This window comes from Pseudoblastomonas aquimaris (assembly GCF_035481675.1).
Taxonomy (GTDB): Bacteria; Pseudomonadota; Alphaproteobacteria; order Sphingomonadales; family Sphingomonadaceae; genus Alteriqipengyuania_B.
In genome coordinates this window covers 531,220-546,640 of record NZ_JAYJJW010000002.1, presented here as the reverse complement: position 1 = coordinate 546,640, position 15,421 = coordinate 531,220, and the positions used below count along the sequence as shown (strand labels likewise).

Annotated in this window: 12 protein-coding genes; 1 reads left to right on the top strand and 11 read right to left on the bottom strand. The window is 64.0% G+C overall.

Translation table 11 applies throughout. The features are described from left to right. The 11 genes from VCJ71_RS12785 to VCJ71_RS12735 all read right to left on the bottom strand — a co-directional run. Positions 1 to 1,696 (bottom strand): SdrD B-like domain-containing protein (locus VCJ71_RS12785; RefSeq protein ID WP_324641517.1); only part of this gene is annotated, 1,696 nt, incomplete at its 3' end. A gap of 537 nt (positions 1,697 to 2,233) precedes the next feature. Beyond that, positions 2,234 to 3,457, bottom strand: coding sequence for an alginate lyase family protein (locus tag VCJ71_RS12780; RefSeq protein ID WP_324641516.1), 1,224 nt, complete (start codon positions 3,455 to 3,457; stop codon positions 2,234 to 2,236). Then, complete coding sequence (locus tag VCJ71_RS12775) at positions 3,444 to 4,478, bottom strand: sugar kinase (protein ID WP_324641515.1); 1,035 nt, start codon at positions 4,476 to 4,478, stop codon at positions 3,444 to 3,446. The genes VCJ71_RS12780 and VCJ71_RS12775 overlap by 14 nt, the downstream gene beginning before the upstream one ends. A gap of 8 nt (positions 4,479 to 4,486) precedes the next feature. After that, positions 4,487 to 5,245, bottom strand: coding sequence for a 2-dehydro-3-deoxy-D-gluconate 5-dehydrogenase KduD (gene kduD / locus VCJ71_RS12770; protein WP_324641514.1), 759 nt, complete (start codon positions 5,243 to 5,245; stop codon positions 4,487 to 4,489). A 22-nt stretch (positions 5,246 to 5,267) separates the two neighbouring features. After that, positions 5,268 to 5,900 (bottom strand): RpiB/LacA/LacB family sugar-phosphate isomerase, encoded by a 633-nt coding sequence (locus tag VCJ71_RS12765; RefSeq protein WP_324641512.1) that lies wholly within the window; start codon positions 5,898 to 5,900, stop codon positions 5,268 to 5,270. 127 nt (positions 5,901 to 6,027) lie between these two features. After that, the gene (locus VCJ71_RS12760) at positions 6,028 to 7,053 is read right to left on the bottom strand and encodes a LacI family DNA-binding transcriptional regulator (RefSeq protein ID WP_324641511.1); all 1,026 of its coding nucleotides are present in this window, start codon (positions 7,051 to 7,053) and stop codon (positions 6,028 to 6,030) included. Positions 7,054 to 7,101: 48 nt separating this feature from the next. Continuing rightward, complete coding sequence (locus VCJ71_RS12755; protein WP_324641510.1) at positions 7,102 to 8,379, bottom strand: TRAP transporter large permease; 1,278 nt, start codon at positions 8,377 to 8,379, stop codon at positions 7,102 to 7,104. Then, positions 8,379 to 8,849, bottom strand: a complete 471-nt coding sequence (locus tag VCJ71_RS12750; RefSeq protein WP_324641508.1) for a TRAP transporter small permease — start codon at positions 8,847 to 8,849, stop codon at positions 8,379 to 8,381. The genes VCJ71_RS12755 and VCJ71_RS12750 overlap by 1 nt, the downstream gene beginning before the upstream one ends. Beyond that, the gene (locus VCJ71_RS12745; RefSeq protein ID WP_324641507.1) at positions 8,846 to 9,859 is read right to left on the bottom strand and encodes a TRAP transporter substrate-binding protein; all 1,014 of its coding nucleotides are present in this window, start codon (positions 9,857 to 9,859) and stop codon (positions 8,846 to 8,848) included. Before VCJ71_RS12745 ends, VCJ71_RS12750 begins: the two co-directional genes overlap by 4 nt. Next, positions 9,859 to 10,521, bottom strand: coding sequence for a 2-keto-4-pentenoate hydratase (locus VCJ71_RS12740; RefSeq protein WP_324641506.1), 663 nt, complete (start codon positions 10,519 to 10,521; stop codon positions 9,859 to 9,861). Before VCJ71_RS12740 ends, VCJ71_RS12745 begins: the two co-directional genes overlap by 1 nt. A 124-nt stretch (positions 10,522 to 10,645) precedes the next feature. Continuing rightward, a complete protein-coding gene (locus VCJ71_RS12735; protein WP_324641505.1) occupies positions 10,646 to 13,423 on the bottom strand; it encodes a TonB-dependent receptor in 2,778 nt (925 codons plus the stop codon). Positions 13,424 to 13,661: 238 nt separating this feature from the next. On the opposite strand from VCJ71_RS12735, the gene VCJ71_RS12730 reads away from it, so the two are divergent. Beyond that, positions 13,662 to 15,353 carry a glycosyl hydrolase family 28-related protein gene (locus tag VCJ71_RS12730; protein WP_324641504.1) on the top strand — a complete coding sequence of 564 codons (1,692 nt, stop codon included), beginning with the start codon at positions 13,662 to 13,664 and terminating at the stop codon, positions 15,351 to 15,353. Positions 15,354 to 15,421: the final 68 nt, after the last annotated feature.

Here is a 15,421-nt window from a genome sequence, read left to right as displayed (position 1 = left end):
TCTGGGTCTCGCGGATCACGTTGCCGTCGCCGTCGAGCAGCGAGATCGTCACGCCCGCCCACGCCTTGGTCGTGCCGCCCAGTACCCCGTCGAGATCCTCGTACTTGTACCCCTCGATCCGGCCGTAGAACGTATTCACGAAATCGACGTCCTGGTCGAAGCCGCTCAGCTGACCATCCAGCATGACGGTCACGTTGCTGATGGCATAGGACCCGTCGGGCGCGGTTTCGCGGACTTGGTAATCGCCGGGGGCGAGCTTTTCGAACGCGTAGTTGCCGTCACCGTCGGTATAGGTGGTGGCAAGGAGATTGCCTGCACCGTCGAGGAGGTCGATCCTGACGCCGGCAAGGGTCGTTCGCCCTTCCACGGTATCGATGTCGCCATCGGGGTCCTCGTACTTCGTGCCGCTGATGCGGCCGAGGCGGTAGTTCCCGAAGTTCATCGTTTCGGTGAAGCCATACCTGCCCGAGATCGAGCCGACGTCGCTGACAAGGTCGTTCTCCGCGAACTTGAAGAAGGTCATGCGATCGGCGACCGCATCGCCATCGTAGCTGTTGACCCAGTTTTCCTTCGCCGCCTCGGTCAGCGTGATCGAATATTCGGTGTTGTTGGCGGCCCCGAGCGGGACCGGGATCACGTAATAGCCTTCGGGATCGACGGCACCGTCACCGTCGATATCGGCGGTACCGTCCGAGGTGATCGTGGACCCGCTGATGGTCACCAGCGGGGCGTTGGCGCCGTTCCCGTCCCTGTAGGTAATGATGTAGTCGATCTTGAAGCCGCCGGCGCCGGTTTCCCCGTTGTTCCACAGGCCGTCGCCGTTGCTATCTTCCCACTTGTAGCCGCTGATGAAATAGCCGCCGAGCTCTTTCGAGACCGACCATTCCTCGAAGCCGTCGTTGGTCGTGTAAGTGCCGTAGATGGCGTTTACGTCGTCGTCGCTTTCGTCGTTGGAGGCATACTGGCTATCGTCGCCTGCAATCAGGTTGTCCGATGCGTCGAGATCGCCCGCCGCGCCGAATTCCGAGTACAGCGTGACGTACGTCTCCGCCGGGTCGACAGCGCCGAAATTGGCGACCGGCACGTAGAAGAACATATCCGACTTGCCGCTGCCGGCCTGCAGCGAATAGTCCAGCAGGATGCTGGAATCGCCGTCCCCGTCGAGGTCGTAGACCTTGGTCGCGTTGGCAGCGAACCATGCGCCATCGATGGTACCTTGCGCGAAATCCGCATCTTCCCCGGCAATGCCGTTGCCGTTTGCATCGATGCTGCTCGTGAAGACCTGGATATTGTCGAGCGAGAGCAGCGGGCTGCTGTTGAGCTGGTTGATGTCGAGCCGGAACTCGTAATATTCGACCCCGTCGATCACCACCTTGGGTACTTCGTCGAGCGTGATGGAGGTGGTGAAGCTGGGTGAGGTGTTCTCCTCGTAGCTGACCGGGCGGGCCGAGGAATTATATCCGTTTTCGAAGCCGGGGGTCGCATCGTTGCCGGTGTCCTGCACGCGGACGATGGCCTGGATCAGGCCCGTGCCGGCCGAACTGTCGGGCTGGTCGATGAAGAACAGGGAACCGTTGATCTCGGCCGCGCTGCCGGTCTTCGTGGTGAGATCGTAAAAGGTCGTCTCGTTGTCGTCCTTCTCCCCATCGTTGTCGAGATCCTGAAAGAATGAGGACTGGTCCAGATCGAGTGGCATTGTTCGCTCCAACTTTGCGGCGATCCGTACGGTCGCCCTGGCAATAGCGATCGCGTCCCCCGAAGCGCGATGCTGCGGCAGGCGATCAAAAGTCGGGAATTCGGCTCGCGTCGTCGCCGCCCCTCCGGACGATCGGCTGGCACGGGGAGAACCCCTTGAAACGACCCAAGAAACGAAACGGTGCGCCCTGCTATGAGGCCGCGACTCGGTTTCGAACTATGGTTAAAATGCTACGCCCAATAGATCAGGAGTCAAGTGACCAATTTATTGTAAAAAGCCGACTTTTTTGGGGCTGTCCTTGTAAAAACGCGTCACGCGAAGGGCGCTTTTGTTAGCTTTCTGCAATTACGTTTCACTTCGAAAAGTGAACTTAGAAATTCTTCGCCCCGTCGCACGTCATTGTTTCTGCTTACAAATCTGCTAATCCGCCTTGGAAGGTCACGATTAGTCCCGCGCGCTCCTGCAACCACCATCGCCGGCGCCAGGTTTTTCACGGGTTCTAGACAGGGGATCGTCACAGCTGGCGCTGGGCGTGACCTATGGAAGCTCGCTCGCGAGGACGGCGCTAGCGCTTCCCCGGTCGAACAGGATTTCGATCTCCCGCGACCGCGCGCGCATCGTGTCGAGCTTTGAGGCGGCCAGGTCGATGTCGCGAAACGGCCAGCTTTCGGGCGAGCCCGCATAGCGATCGAGGAACGCCTTCGCGGTTTGCAGGCTGCGACCGTCCTCTGTTGCAGCGGTCCACAAGTCCCTGTCCACGCATTCACCGATCGTGGCGAGGCGGGCGGCACCCCCCACCACGAAATGCGAATAGTGCCAGCTACGCGTGCGCTCCAGCTCGCGGATAAAGCGGCCCTGCCGGTCCATCTGCGGGCGGAGGCGATAATCCGGGAAAGCATCGACGATATTGACGGCCGCGCTTTCCACGCCGGCGAAGAGGGCGAAGTGTGCGAGGAAGAAATCGTAGAAGACGCCGTGGTTATTCTCGGCCTGCATTTCCTCTTCGCCGTTCTCGCTGGTCGCCAGCCAGACCACAAATTCGCCGAACCAGCTGCGCAGGCCTGCCAGTTCGTCCGCACTCAAAGCGCCGTTCGGGCGGATGAGGCCGATTGCTTCGACCACCGGAGACAGATCGATGGAATCGATGATTCCGATCCCGCGCCCGCTTGTCCGTCCGGGAATGGCTTGCGCAAAGTCGAGGTTCGGGTTCATGCGGGTGGCGGGATCGAGGAACCACGTCCGCAGCAGCGTTGCGGCGTGTTCGGCGTATTCCCCCTCTCCGGTCACATAATGCGCCACCGAAAGTGCGCGCATGTCGGCAGCGAAGTCGCGCAAGCGGGCGCGGTCGAATTCCGCGCCGTCCCGCGCGGGGTTCACTTCGCCGTCGCGCCGCACGTAGGGCAGGCCGCCGGCCTTGCCCGGGTCCGGCCACCAGTAGGGGCCGATTGAGGTGTAGTCATTGGCTGTGGCACCCGGCACGACCGTGGGCTTGTCGGTGACGGAGTACGGCCCCCGCGCGAGCGCCGCGTCGCCTGCCCGCACGATGTCAGCCATGACGGCGGGATCGGCTTGCGCAACCTGCTTGATGCCCATCAGCCATTGGGGGCGCCACAGGAAAGTCCGCCGCCCGCCGAAATCTTCGGCATATCCCATCGCGCCGCGACACTGCGCGGCTGCCGGTCCAACCATCTCTTCCTGCGCCATGGCAGGCGGCGTGATGACGAGTGCCGCCAATGCGAGGAGCGACCTAGCGCCGGACATCCCCGCCCCCGGCCATCGCGGCGTCCAGTTCGTCTTGCGATGCGAGGCTGAAATCGCCGGGCGTGAAATGCTTGAGCGCGGCGAGCGCCATCCCGCTTTCGAGCGCGCCCGACAGGTCCTCGCGGTCGCCAAGCCAGCGGTGGAGCACGCCGGCAGCGAAGGCATCGCCTGTTCCGATACGGTCCACGATACCGGTCAGCAGCCGCTCCGCGCTCGTCGCCGACCCTTCCGGCGTATCCATGCGCCCGACGATCCGGTGGGTGCCGTCTGCCTCCACGTGGCGCGCGGTAGAGGCCATCGCGGCAAGGTTCGGGAACGCCGCAAAGGCCGCTTCCGCCGCCTCCCGCCGCCGCTCTACGCCATCGCCGGAAATGTCGCGTCCGAGCAGGAGGGCGATATCCTTGTGGTTGCCGAAGAAAATGTCCGCGCGTTCGACGAGGGGGGCGATGACCGTGCGCGGGTTCCGGTTGCTGTCCTGCCACAGGGCGGGGCGAAAATTGCCGTCGAACGAAAGCGTAAGCCCCGCATCCCGCGCCCCATCGGCCAGCGCCATTGTCGCGCTTGCCGAAACTTCGCTAACAGCAAGGGATATGCCGGAGACATGTACATGGCAGGCGCCTTCCAGCGCGCGGGCGAAATCATAGTCGGCGCTATTCGCAAAGGCGCTGCCCTCGCGGTCGTACAGGACGGCCCCTTGCCGCGCGCCGCTCGCCGGAGTGAGGTAATAGGCGCCCATGCGGCCGGGCGCGGTCGCGATATGGGCGGTGTCGATGCCTTCGCGGCGCAGGGAGCGCAGGGCGAGCCGGCCAAGGTCGTTGTCCGGAAGGGCGGAAATCATGCGCGCCGGATGGCCGAGGTTGGCGAGCGCGGCCGCCACGTTCGCTTCCGCCCCGCCGCAATGCACGGCAAGCTCGCCCGCATCGCGCATTGTCCCGCCGCCGGTGGGCGAGAAGCGGAGGAGCACCTCGCCGAAACAGGCGACGATCCCGCCAGAAATCCGGCCAGATACGGGGCCAATCACCGGCCCGGTCAACGGGCCAACCAGCCGCCATCGACGGCGAGGATGTGCCCTTGCACATAGCGCGCGGCGTCGGAGGCAAGGAAGACTGCCGCCCCGCCGAGGTCACCCGGTTCCCCCCAGCGGCCCGCCGGTATGCGCTCGAGGATCTGGCGATTGCGATCCGCGTCCGCCTGCAGGGCGGCGGTGTTGTTGGTAGCGATATAGCCGGGCGCAATGGCATTCACCGTGATGCCCTTGGCCGCCCATTCGTTGGCGAGCAGCTTGGTCAGCCCGCCGACCCCGCTTTTCGAGGCGGTATAGCTCGCTACCCGGATCCCGCCCTGGAAGGTCAACATCGAGGCGATGTTGATGATCGACCCGCCGCCATGGCCGGCCATGTGCAGGCCGGCCGCCTGGCTGAGGAAGAACAGGACCTTTAGATTGGTGTCGATCACAGTGTCCCAATCGTCCTCGGTAAAGTCGAGCGCATCGTTGCGGCGGATGATGCCGGCGTTGTTGACGAGGATGTCGAAGCCGCCCAGCGCCTCGACCGTTTCGGAGACGATCCGCTCGCACGGTTCGATGCTCGACAAGTCGGCCATGATCACTGCCGCCTTTCGGCCCGCGTCCTCGATCATGGCGACCGTATCTGCCGGGTCGCGCCGCGCGACGAGCGCCACATCGGCGCCGGCCCGTGCGAGCGCGACTGCGATACCCTGCCCGATGCCGGTATTGGCCCCGGTCACGCAGGCGACCTTGCCGGTCAGGTCGAACGGATTGTCGGCCATGTTTCCCCTCTCCCCAGAAACCTCAGAGGCCTCGCAGGTAATCGCTGATACCTTCGTCCTGCGAATTTGCGTAGAACAGCTCGGCAAATTTCTCGCCCGCGATCGCGCTTCTCAGCAAGTCCTGGTCGACCGATTTCAGGACTGTCAGCATGTCGTGGCAGGTCGCCGCTTTCAGCTCGGCGAGGACACCGCGGTTCTTCGCCATGATCGCGGCGCGTTCCTTCGGATAGCCGACGCCGCTTTCCCCTTCGAACAGCTTGCGATAGCAATCCTGCAGGTTCAGCTCCGCAGCCCAGCCGAAGCCCTTGGCATAAGGCATCGCCACCGCGTTGCCGTCGTTGATCTGGGCAAACAGGAAAGCATCGGTCGGGTCGATTACCAGCCCGCAAAACACCCCCGGCATCGCGTTCGCCGCCAGCATGGACCCGGTGCCGGTGCCGCAGCCGGTCACGACGAAATCCACCGCTTTGGAATTCAGCAGGATGCCGGTCAGCAGCCCCACCATCGGATAGGTCAGCTGCGCGTCGTCCTCTGCCGCATACATGCCGTAATTGTGCACTTCGTGGCCCAAAGGCTCGGCGACGGAGACCAGCGCATCATGGACGATGCAATTCTTCGCGGCTTGGCTGTTCTCGTTGATCAAGGCAATCTTCATGGGGACGGTCTCTCGCGTTTCATCGGCGCGCCGCAGCGCGGGGTTCGACATGTCCTGATTGGTAACCGGTGTCATATCCCCGCGCAAGGGCAGATGCGGTTATACTTCGCCAGCGTCGGCAAGTTATTCAGTCGGAATTCGGCTTCACGACGGAATCGCGCTCGACCAGCGAGGATGGCAGCAGCCATTCTGCGCCCGTCTCCTTGTCCCCTTCCGGCGCGATGAGCTTGCGGGCAGCGGTCCGCGCCATGTCGACGATCGGCCAGTGGACCGTGGTCAGCGAAGGCCACACGTGGCTCGACAGGGGCGTGTCGTCGAAACCGACGATCGACAGGTCTTCGGGTATCGCCAGGCCACTGCGCCGGGCAGCGATCATCACGCCGATGGCCATCTCGTCGTTGCAGGCGAACACGGCCGTCGGGCGGTTCTTGAGCTCGACCAGCGCCTGCCCCGCGGTTACGCCGGATTCGAAAGTGTATTTGCCCGGCCAGATAAGGGCGGGATCGACTTTGAGACCCGCGGCCTCCAGCGCTTCCTCGAACCCGGCGCGCCGTTCGCGCGGGGAGGTGAAGCCTTCCGGTCCTTCGATCAGGCCGATGCGGGTGTGCCCGTGTTCGATGAGATAGGACACGGCCCGGCGCACGGCCTCGCGGTCGTTGGAGGAGACGGTGTGCTCCGCGGTATCCAGCTTGACCGAGCCCATGCGCACGTAGCGCACGCCAAGATCGCCGCACAGTTGCGCCAGTTCCGGCTTTTCGGAGATCGGCGGCAGCAGGACGACGCCATATGGCCGCTGCCGTTCGATGAAATCGCGGATGTCGGCGGCGATGGTCGGCGAATTGCGATCGACCGGCTGCACCATCAGCCCGAAGTCGGTCCCCGCGATCCCCTCCAGCATGCCCTGCTGCACGTTGACGAGGAACTGCGCGTTGGGATTGTCGTGGATCGCAGCGACGATGAAATTGCGCCGCAGGGCCAGGGCGCGGGCCTGCGGATTTGGCACGTAACCGATTTCCGCGATGACGCTTTCGACCCGCTTGCGCGTCTTGTCGCTCAGAAGCGGGGACTTGTTGATGACGCGGCTGACCGTCTTTTTCGATACTTGCGCAAGGCGCGCGACGTCGTTGATGGTCGGCTTGATCGGGGTCCCCATGCCCGGTCCTTATGCAAATGGTCGCCAGTCGCCAAGCGCATTTGCGCCTCACATCATTCCGGGAAGAGCCAGGGAAAGCGCAGGAATGAAGGTGATCAGGGCCAGCGCGGCGACCAGCGTCAGGTAGAACGGCCAGATCGTGCGCACCAGTTCGGCTACCGGCACCTTGCCAACGGCCGATCCGACGAACAGCACAGATCCCACGGGCGGCGTGACGAGGCCGATGCCGAGGTTGATCATCAGGATGATCCCGAAATGGACCGGATCGACGCCCATTTCCATGGCCACCGGCAGGAAGATCGGGGTGCAGATCACGATCAGCGGGGCCATGTCCATGAAGGTACCCAGCGCCAGCAGCATCAGGTTGATAATCAGCAGGGTCAGGATCGGGTTGTCGGTCATCACGCCGATCAGCCCCGCCAGCGCCGCGGGTACTTCCAGCAGGGCTAGCGCGAAGCCGAAGGCGGTGGCGGCAGCGATGATGAACAGTACCATCGCGGCGGTGCGCACCGATTTCTGGCTCGCCTCCCAGAAACCCTTCCAGCCGAGGCTGCGATAGACCAGCGTGCCGACGATGGCGGTGTAGACGACCGCAGCGGCGCTGCTTTCGGTCGGGGTGAAGATGCCCGACAGGATGCCGCCCATGATGATCACACCGGTCATCAGCCCGGGAGTGGCGTATACGGCGGCGCGCAGGAATTCGCGCCAGCCCGGGAAATGTCCGCGCGGCAGCCCCCGCTTGCGCGCGACGAGCCAGGCGGTCGCCATCAGCATCGCGCCCGTCATCAGCCCGGGGATCACCCCGGCAAGGAAGAGATCGCCGATAGACACGCCGATGCCCGACGCGGCGGCATAGATGATCATGTTGTGCGACGGCGGGATGAGCAGGCCGACAATGGCGGCGGTGACCGTCACGTTGACCGCATAGTCGCGGTCGTACCCCTTCTCTTCCATAAGCGGCACCATGGTCGACCCGATGGCGGACGCACTGGCGATGGCCGACCCGCTGACCGCGCCGAACATCATCGAGGCGCCGACATCGACCAGTCCCAGCCCGCCGCGCACCCGCCCGAATGCGGCATCGGCGACCCGTACCAGCCGCTCGGCAATCCCGGCGCGGTACATGAGGTCGCCGGCGAATATGAAGAACGGGATCGCCATCAGGGTGAACACGCTGATCCCCGCCGCCATCCGCTGGACCGCCACGATCAGCGGGATGTCGATCACCGCAAAGCAGGCCAGTGCCGCGCCGAACAGAGCGAAAGCGACCGGCACGCCAAGGGCCAGCAGCAGGAACAGCACGCCGAACAGGACGAGGATTTCCATCAGGCCTCTCCGCGCCAGCGCTTGCCGATGCGGCCGAGCGAGAACAGGAAAATGAGCGCGCCCGCGATCGGGATCGCCGCATAGGCCCATGCCCGGCTGATGCCGAGCGACGGGATGACGAAGTCGCGCACGCTCCAGACCAGCTGCCCGCCAAACACCACGAAGACCAGGCCCAGCCCCGCGATCAGCGCATGGATGCCGATGCGAAGCCAGCGGACCCGCGCCGGATCGAGCCGGTGTTCGAGAATTTCGATGCGGATGTGGAATCGCTCCCACACCCCGGCCGCGGCGGCAAAGAAGACATACCAGATCATCAGCAGGAGCGCGGTCTGTTCCGACCACGAGGGGCTGGACTGGAGGACGAAGCGGCCGAACACCTGCCAGGCGATCACCCCGGTCATGGCGATCAGCCCTGCTGCGCCCAGCCTGACCAGCAGATCGGACAGGCGGTCGTATACGGTTCGCTTCATGGCTGGCCCCCGCCCGCCGCAAGAATGCGGTCGACGAGGTCGCGCTGCTGCGGCGTCGTCACATATTGCTGCCAAACCCCGGTCATGGCCTTGCGGAAAGGTGCGGGATCGATCTCGTTTACTGCGACGCCGCTATCCATGACGATCTTCATGCTCTTGGCGACCTGTGCGTCCCACAACTCGCGCATATAGGGGACGGACGATTTGGCCGCGGCGCGGATCAGCCCCTGGTCCCGGGCCGACTGGCGGTCCCACGTGCGTTTCGACATGACCAGCACTTCGGGAGCCAGCAGGTGCCGGGTCAGGCTGTAATAGCGGGCCACTTCGAAATGGCGGCCGCTTTCGAAACTGGGCCAGTTGTTCTCCGCCCCGTCGATCACCCCTTGGGCGAGGCTCTGGTACACTTCGTCCAGCGGCATGGGGACCGCGTCCGCACCAAGCGACTGGACCATCGAAATGTAAAGGTCGGATCCCGGAACGCGCAGCTTCAACCCCCGCATGTCGGCCGGGGTCCTGATCGGCCGGCGGGTGTTGTAGAAACTGCGCGAACCGGAATCGTAAAAGCACAGGCCGATCAGCCCGTGTTTGGTCAGCGAAGCGAGGATTTCCTCGCCGACCGGCCCGTCCAGCGTCTTGCGCATGTGCTCGGTCGTCTCGAAGATGAAAGGCAGCGCCGCCACCGTCGTCAGAGGCTCGATCGAGTTGAGCGGCGCCAGGTTGACGCGGTTGAAGTCGAGCCCGCCGAAAGTGGTGATCTCCAGCGTGTCGCGCTCGTTACCCAGCTGGCCGCCGGCATACATTTTCATGCCCAGCCGGTCGTTCGTCGCCCTCGCCAGGATTTCGCCTACACGGATCGTCGCCTGCACGGTCGGATAGTCGAGCACGTGGGTGTCGGCCGCCGTGAACTTTCCTGCAAGACGCGGCGCGCAGCCACCTGCCAGGAGGCCGGCGGAGAGCGCGCCTGCGCCTGCCAGTATCGAGCGCCTGCTGAAGGAAGCGGGACAGGACATCACAGGGACGTAGCGGGGATCAGCTTCAGATCGAAGCGCCCCAGGTCTCCGAAATCGACAGTCGACACTGCGCCCACCGGCGCTTCGTGCACGCCGGTGATCGCGCCCGACGAAACAAGGGTTCCTTCCGGCAATTCGAAACAGCGATCCTGTGAAAGCGCTACGAGGAATGCGAGGGCATCGAGAGCCGGTTCGAACCCGGCCGACACGGCGCCCACTTCCTTCCCGTCGATATCGGTCCGCACAGCAATGGGCGCACGCCGGTTGCGCCAGTCGGGCACTTCGGGGCCGAGCAGCAGGCCGTTGTTGTTGCCGAAATCGCAAATCACGGCGGCGGGGCCGTGGTCGTTTATCGCGGGAACCGGGCTGCTGGCGATCTCTGCGCCGATGAACATCCGGTCTTCCTCGCGCGAGGTGCCGAGGCGGAACACGAATTCCGGCTCGATCGCCGCGAAGCCGCCATCGTATACCGGCATCTCGTTCAGCCCCGCCCCTGCCACACGGATCGACTTCTGCCAGATCGGGCCGGCGAGCGAGCGCGCGTCGAACCGATCGAGATACGCCGGCGGTACGCCGCCTACTTTCCACCCACCGATCTCGTCCGGCCATGCGGCGCGCGACGCCTCCTGCACGCGGTAGGCCTCGTCGAGCGTGGCCGGCACGTCGCCGGGAAAGCCGGGAAGCCCCCGTGCCTCCTTCCGCGCGGAGAGAAGCGCCGAAGAAATGGCACGGAGGCCCGGCCCCAACATATCGCCGGCTGGCGACAGTCTGCCCATCCCGTCCGTCCTAGAACCTGGCGCGGAGGCCGAGGAAATACCTGCGGCCGGAGTAGTTGGCCTCGGCCAGGCTGTCACGCGTGGGGCGGTACATCAGGTTCGGCTCGTCGAGCAGGTTGAGTGCCTGCAGCCGCAGCTGGACACCGTCGTAGATTTCGTAGCTGGCCGAGAAGTCGAGGAAGCCCTGGTCCGCGGTGAAGCGGTTGGCGTCGCTGCGGAAAGGCTTGAAGTACTGCGAACGCCATTTGTACGCGACGCGGGCCGAGAACGGTCCGGTTTCGTAGAACACCGTGCCGTTGAAGCTGTGCTTCGAATATCCGGGGATGTTCGCCGGTTCGGTAAAGTCGGCCAGCGCATTGCCGTCGACCACCGTGGGATCGGGGAATTCGAAATCGCTTTCGGCAAAGTTGTAGCTGACCTGGAAACCGAGGCCGATGTCGAACTGGTGCTGCGCGTTGACTTCGAAGCCATAGAGCGAGCTGCTGTCGTCGGAATTGACCGTGCGCCCGATGATGACTTCCTGCGGCGAACCGTCGACGATGATCGTCAGCGGCGTGACGTCGGTTTCGAACCCGGTCTGCAGATACTTGTAATAGGCCGCCAGCGAAAGCGACGTGGTCGGGCCGGCATACCATTCGAACGAAGCGTCCGCGTTCCAGCTTTTCAGCGGTTCCAAAAACGGGTTGCCGCTGGCGCTGACAATGGCGCCCAGGTTGTCCGCCTCGCCTTCGTCGGCGAACTGTAGGCCCGCCGACATCGCCTCCTGATCCGGCCGGGCGATGGCGCGGTAGGCTGCGAGGCGCAGCAACTTGTCCGGGTCGAGCTCGAGGATCAGGTTCGCGCTCGGCAGCACGTTCCAGAACTCGTTGGTTTCGGTGTTCAGCGTGACATCGCCGACCTGGCTGATGGTCACGGTGTCCGGATCGGGGCCGGGGCTTGTTGCCAAGGCGGAGCTGATGCCGAGCGAAGTGATCTCGGTGCTGATCACGCGCACGCCGAAATTGCCGCGCGCCGGCATGCTTCCAAGCATCGTGTCGAAATTGCCCTGCAGGTAGCCCGCATAGGTCACTTCGGACACATCCGTGTCGTCGGCGGACAGCGTGCTGCCCATCGGCAGGCCGGCATCGCGGCTTCCGGTCAGGGCGGTGAATAGCTGTTCGGCGCGCCAGGTCGCCCAGGTGATGCCTTCCATCGGCGTGTCGGCACCCTGGTAGAGATTATCGACGAGGAAAATATCGGAGCGCGTCGCCCGTGCTTCTGCTGAGTCGTAGCCGCGGACGAGGCTGACTGTTTCGTCGATGCCGTCATCGTGCAGGCGATTGCGCTCTGCATAGCGAACCCCGAAGTCGAGCGAGCTCAGGAACCCGCCCAACTCATACGACCCGTCAAAACGAACGGCGAAAATATCGTCGTAGACGTTTTCGAGTCGGCGCCGGGCGCGCGCGCCGTTGTCGTAGATGTCGTGATTGTCGAGATCGAAAGCGAGACCGGTATCGTCCTCCACATCGGAAACATCGGTGAATGTCCAGTTTGGGATCGTCAGCCCGCGCCGGTCGAATTCATAAAGGACTCGGTCGCTCGTGCGGATGCGCATGTCGAGCTCGTCCTGCTCCCGCGCAGTCTCTGAGTAGCCGACGTCTAGTGCCAAAGAGAGGCGATCACCGAACCACGAGATGTTGCCGCCAAGACCGATATATTCCTCAGCGCGCTGACGCCACACGGTCTGGTTCTCAACCCGCGTTTCACCGGTCCAGGCCAGCAGCGCCCCGGTCGGAGAAATCTCGATCGGCGCGATGTCGCGGCGGCCATCAGCAAGGACGAGGTTGCCACGCTCCTCGATGTCGTCGCGATAGGAGTATTGTCCGTCCAGCGTGATATCTAGGTTGGGGGTGGGCTTCCATTGGACGGTCGCCATGACCGCGTCGCGATCTGCTGTCGTTTCCATGGCCCGGTAGATATATTGGTTCGAAACAAAATAGGTGTCGCTGGCGCCCGTCGGATTGCCAGCCGCATCGGTGTCGTAAGCACAGTTGTTGCTCTGATCGATGCCCTCGATGGTGTTGCAGGGCCGATAGGTCGAGCTGGTGGTGAAGAAATCCTCCGGCGCCGTGTCGCGGCGGAGCTGGCCGCCGATGGCGATGCCGAATTCGCCGTCGCCGACATCGAACTGGTCGACGAAGGACGCGGTCACGCGGGCACTGACCGGATCGCCGCTGACCAGGACGCGATCCTCGTACTCGGAATAGCCGATGAGGCCCTGTATCTGGAAGCGCTGCTTGCCGTAGTCGACCGGCTTGAGCGTCTGCAGTTCGATCACGCCGGAGACGCCGCCCTCGATGAAGCTGGCCTGCTGCGACTTGTAGACGATGGTGCCGTTGATCAGCTCGGACGGGAATTGCCCGTAATTGACGTCGCGCCCGTCACTGCCGGAGGATACCTCGCGTCCGTTGAGCGACGAGGAGCCGAGGAAGGCGCCAAGCCCGCGCACGGATAGTTCCGACGCGCCGCCCTTGAACCGGTCGGACGTGACGCCGACAATCCGCTCCAGAGTTTCGGCCACGGACAGGTCGGGCAGGTCGCCGATATCCTCGCCTACAATCGCATCGCCGATGACGGTGAGCGAACGCTTCGTCTCCAGCGAATTCTCGATCGTGCGAGCAATTTCGCCGGTCACAATGATCGTGCTGTCGTCCTGCAGGGATTGCTCGACCGCATCGGTCGCCGTTCCCGCCTCATCGACCGGCTCTGCATCCTGCGCATGGGCGACGCCCGCAGGCGTCATGGCCATGACAGACACGAGCAGCGCGACGCGAACCGCGCGGCGTCCCGTGCTGGGGTGACCATAAGTTAAAGTTGCTGCCTTGCGCATAATTCCCCTCCGCATATCCCATCGCAGGTCTTGGGCCTGCTGTCTGGTGCCGTGTGCCGAAAGTTTGACACCGGTTACCCGATCTAATTGACACCGGTGGTAATCGTGGTCAATAGCTTGCCTGGAAAAATCGGGATAGGGTGTGGCAAATATGCAAATGTCAGGCAGAACATGGATTTATGCGTCGTGCGGCGCAGCGGCGCTGGCTGCAGGCGCGGCTCTTGCGCAGGATCCCAGCACGAGCCTGCCGGCGATCCTTGCCGATCCGGACGTGGCTCGCGCGAACTACCTGCCCGACTTTTCCTATGCCGGTTACGGTTACGGGCTGGAGCCTGTCCCCACCGTCTCGCGCGCCATCGACGTTGCCGATTACGGCGCGGTCCCGGATGACGGCAAGGACGACAGTGTTGCGTTGAAGGCCGCGCTGGCCGCCGCGCACGACATCGACGGGCCGGTCCGCGTACAACTGGCTCCCGGCCGCTATCAGCTGACCGAGATCCTCTGGATCGAGAAGAGCGGCATCGTGCTGTCAGGCAGCGGCATGGGCGAAGGGGGGACGGAGCTCTACATGCCCCGCCCGCTGAAGCAGGTCGACGGTGGCGGCGCGTTCAAGGAAATCCGCGAATATCTCGTCAAATACGACAAGCGTGAGCGCCAGCCGGAGCAGAACCTCGACGTTCTGTTCAGCGAATACAGCTGGACTGGCGGCTTCATCTGGGCGCGCGTCCCGGGCGGGCGCCATGCGACCTATCTGGAGGAATACGACCGCCCGATCCGCGAGGTTGCGGACATCGCCAGCGGCGCACAGGGTGCGCGCCGGATCGAAGTGCCGAATGCCGAAGCTCTTTCTGTCGGCGACGTCCTGCAGATCCATTGGCATAACCGCGCCGGGCCCGACGGACCGCTGGTCCAGTCGCTTTACGGACAGGGCGCGACTGGCGGCGACCTTCCCATCGGCGACCGGCACTGGATGCTGCCCGACCGTCCGCTTGTCCGGCAGGCCACCCGGATCGAGGCGATCGACGGCACACGTGTGACCATTGCCGACCCGCTTCTGCACGATATCGACGCCGACCTTCCTGCCTATTTCGCCGAGTGGGACCATCTCTCGGACGTCGGCATCCAGGACCTTGCCCTCACCTTTCCCGAAAATCCGTATTTCGTGCATCACAACGAAGCGGGCTATAACGGCATCTATTTCACCGGTGTCCATAACGGCTGGATCCGCAACGTCGCGATCAGCGAGGCGGACTCCGGCATCCTGACCGACGACCTGGCCAACGTGACCATTGCCAATGTCGTGACCAGGGGGAGCCACGTCGCCCACTACGCCATCCACATGGGCAATGTGCACAATGTGCTGGTGACGGGGCACCAGGCCTACAACCCCACGCAGCACACCTTCAGCTTCAACACCCAGGCGACCAAGGCGGTCTATCACAATTCCGCCGCGTGGACCCAGCCGACGCTGGACCAGCACGCCGGGGCCAACCACCAGAACCTCTACGACAACATCACCCTGCGCATCCGGCCCGACAAGACCGCGCCGGACGGCGGCCCGATGTATGACCTCTACCGCGCCGGCGGGGCGGGATACTGGCTGCCGGGGCACGGGCGCTACAACACGATGTGGAACGTCAATATCCTCGTCACGGGCGGCGCAGCACCGGGCGAAGCGGTGACGATCTTCGGCGGGTCCGAAGGGCCGGACGCCCGCGTCATCGGCATGCACGGCAACCGTCCGCTGATCCTGAGCTACGATCCGGCGCCCTATGTCGAGGCGCTCAACCGCTCGCTGATCGCGGCACCTTCGCTTTACGACTACCAACTCGCCAGGCGCAGGCGCTAAGCGGCAACACGCGGAAACGAAAAAGGCCGGCTCGTGAAGAGCCGGCCTTTTAGTATTTGCCTCTGGAT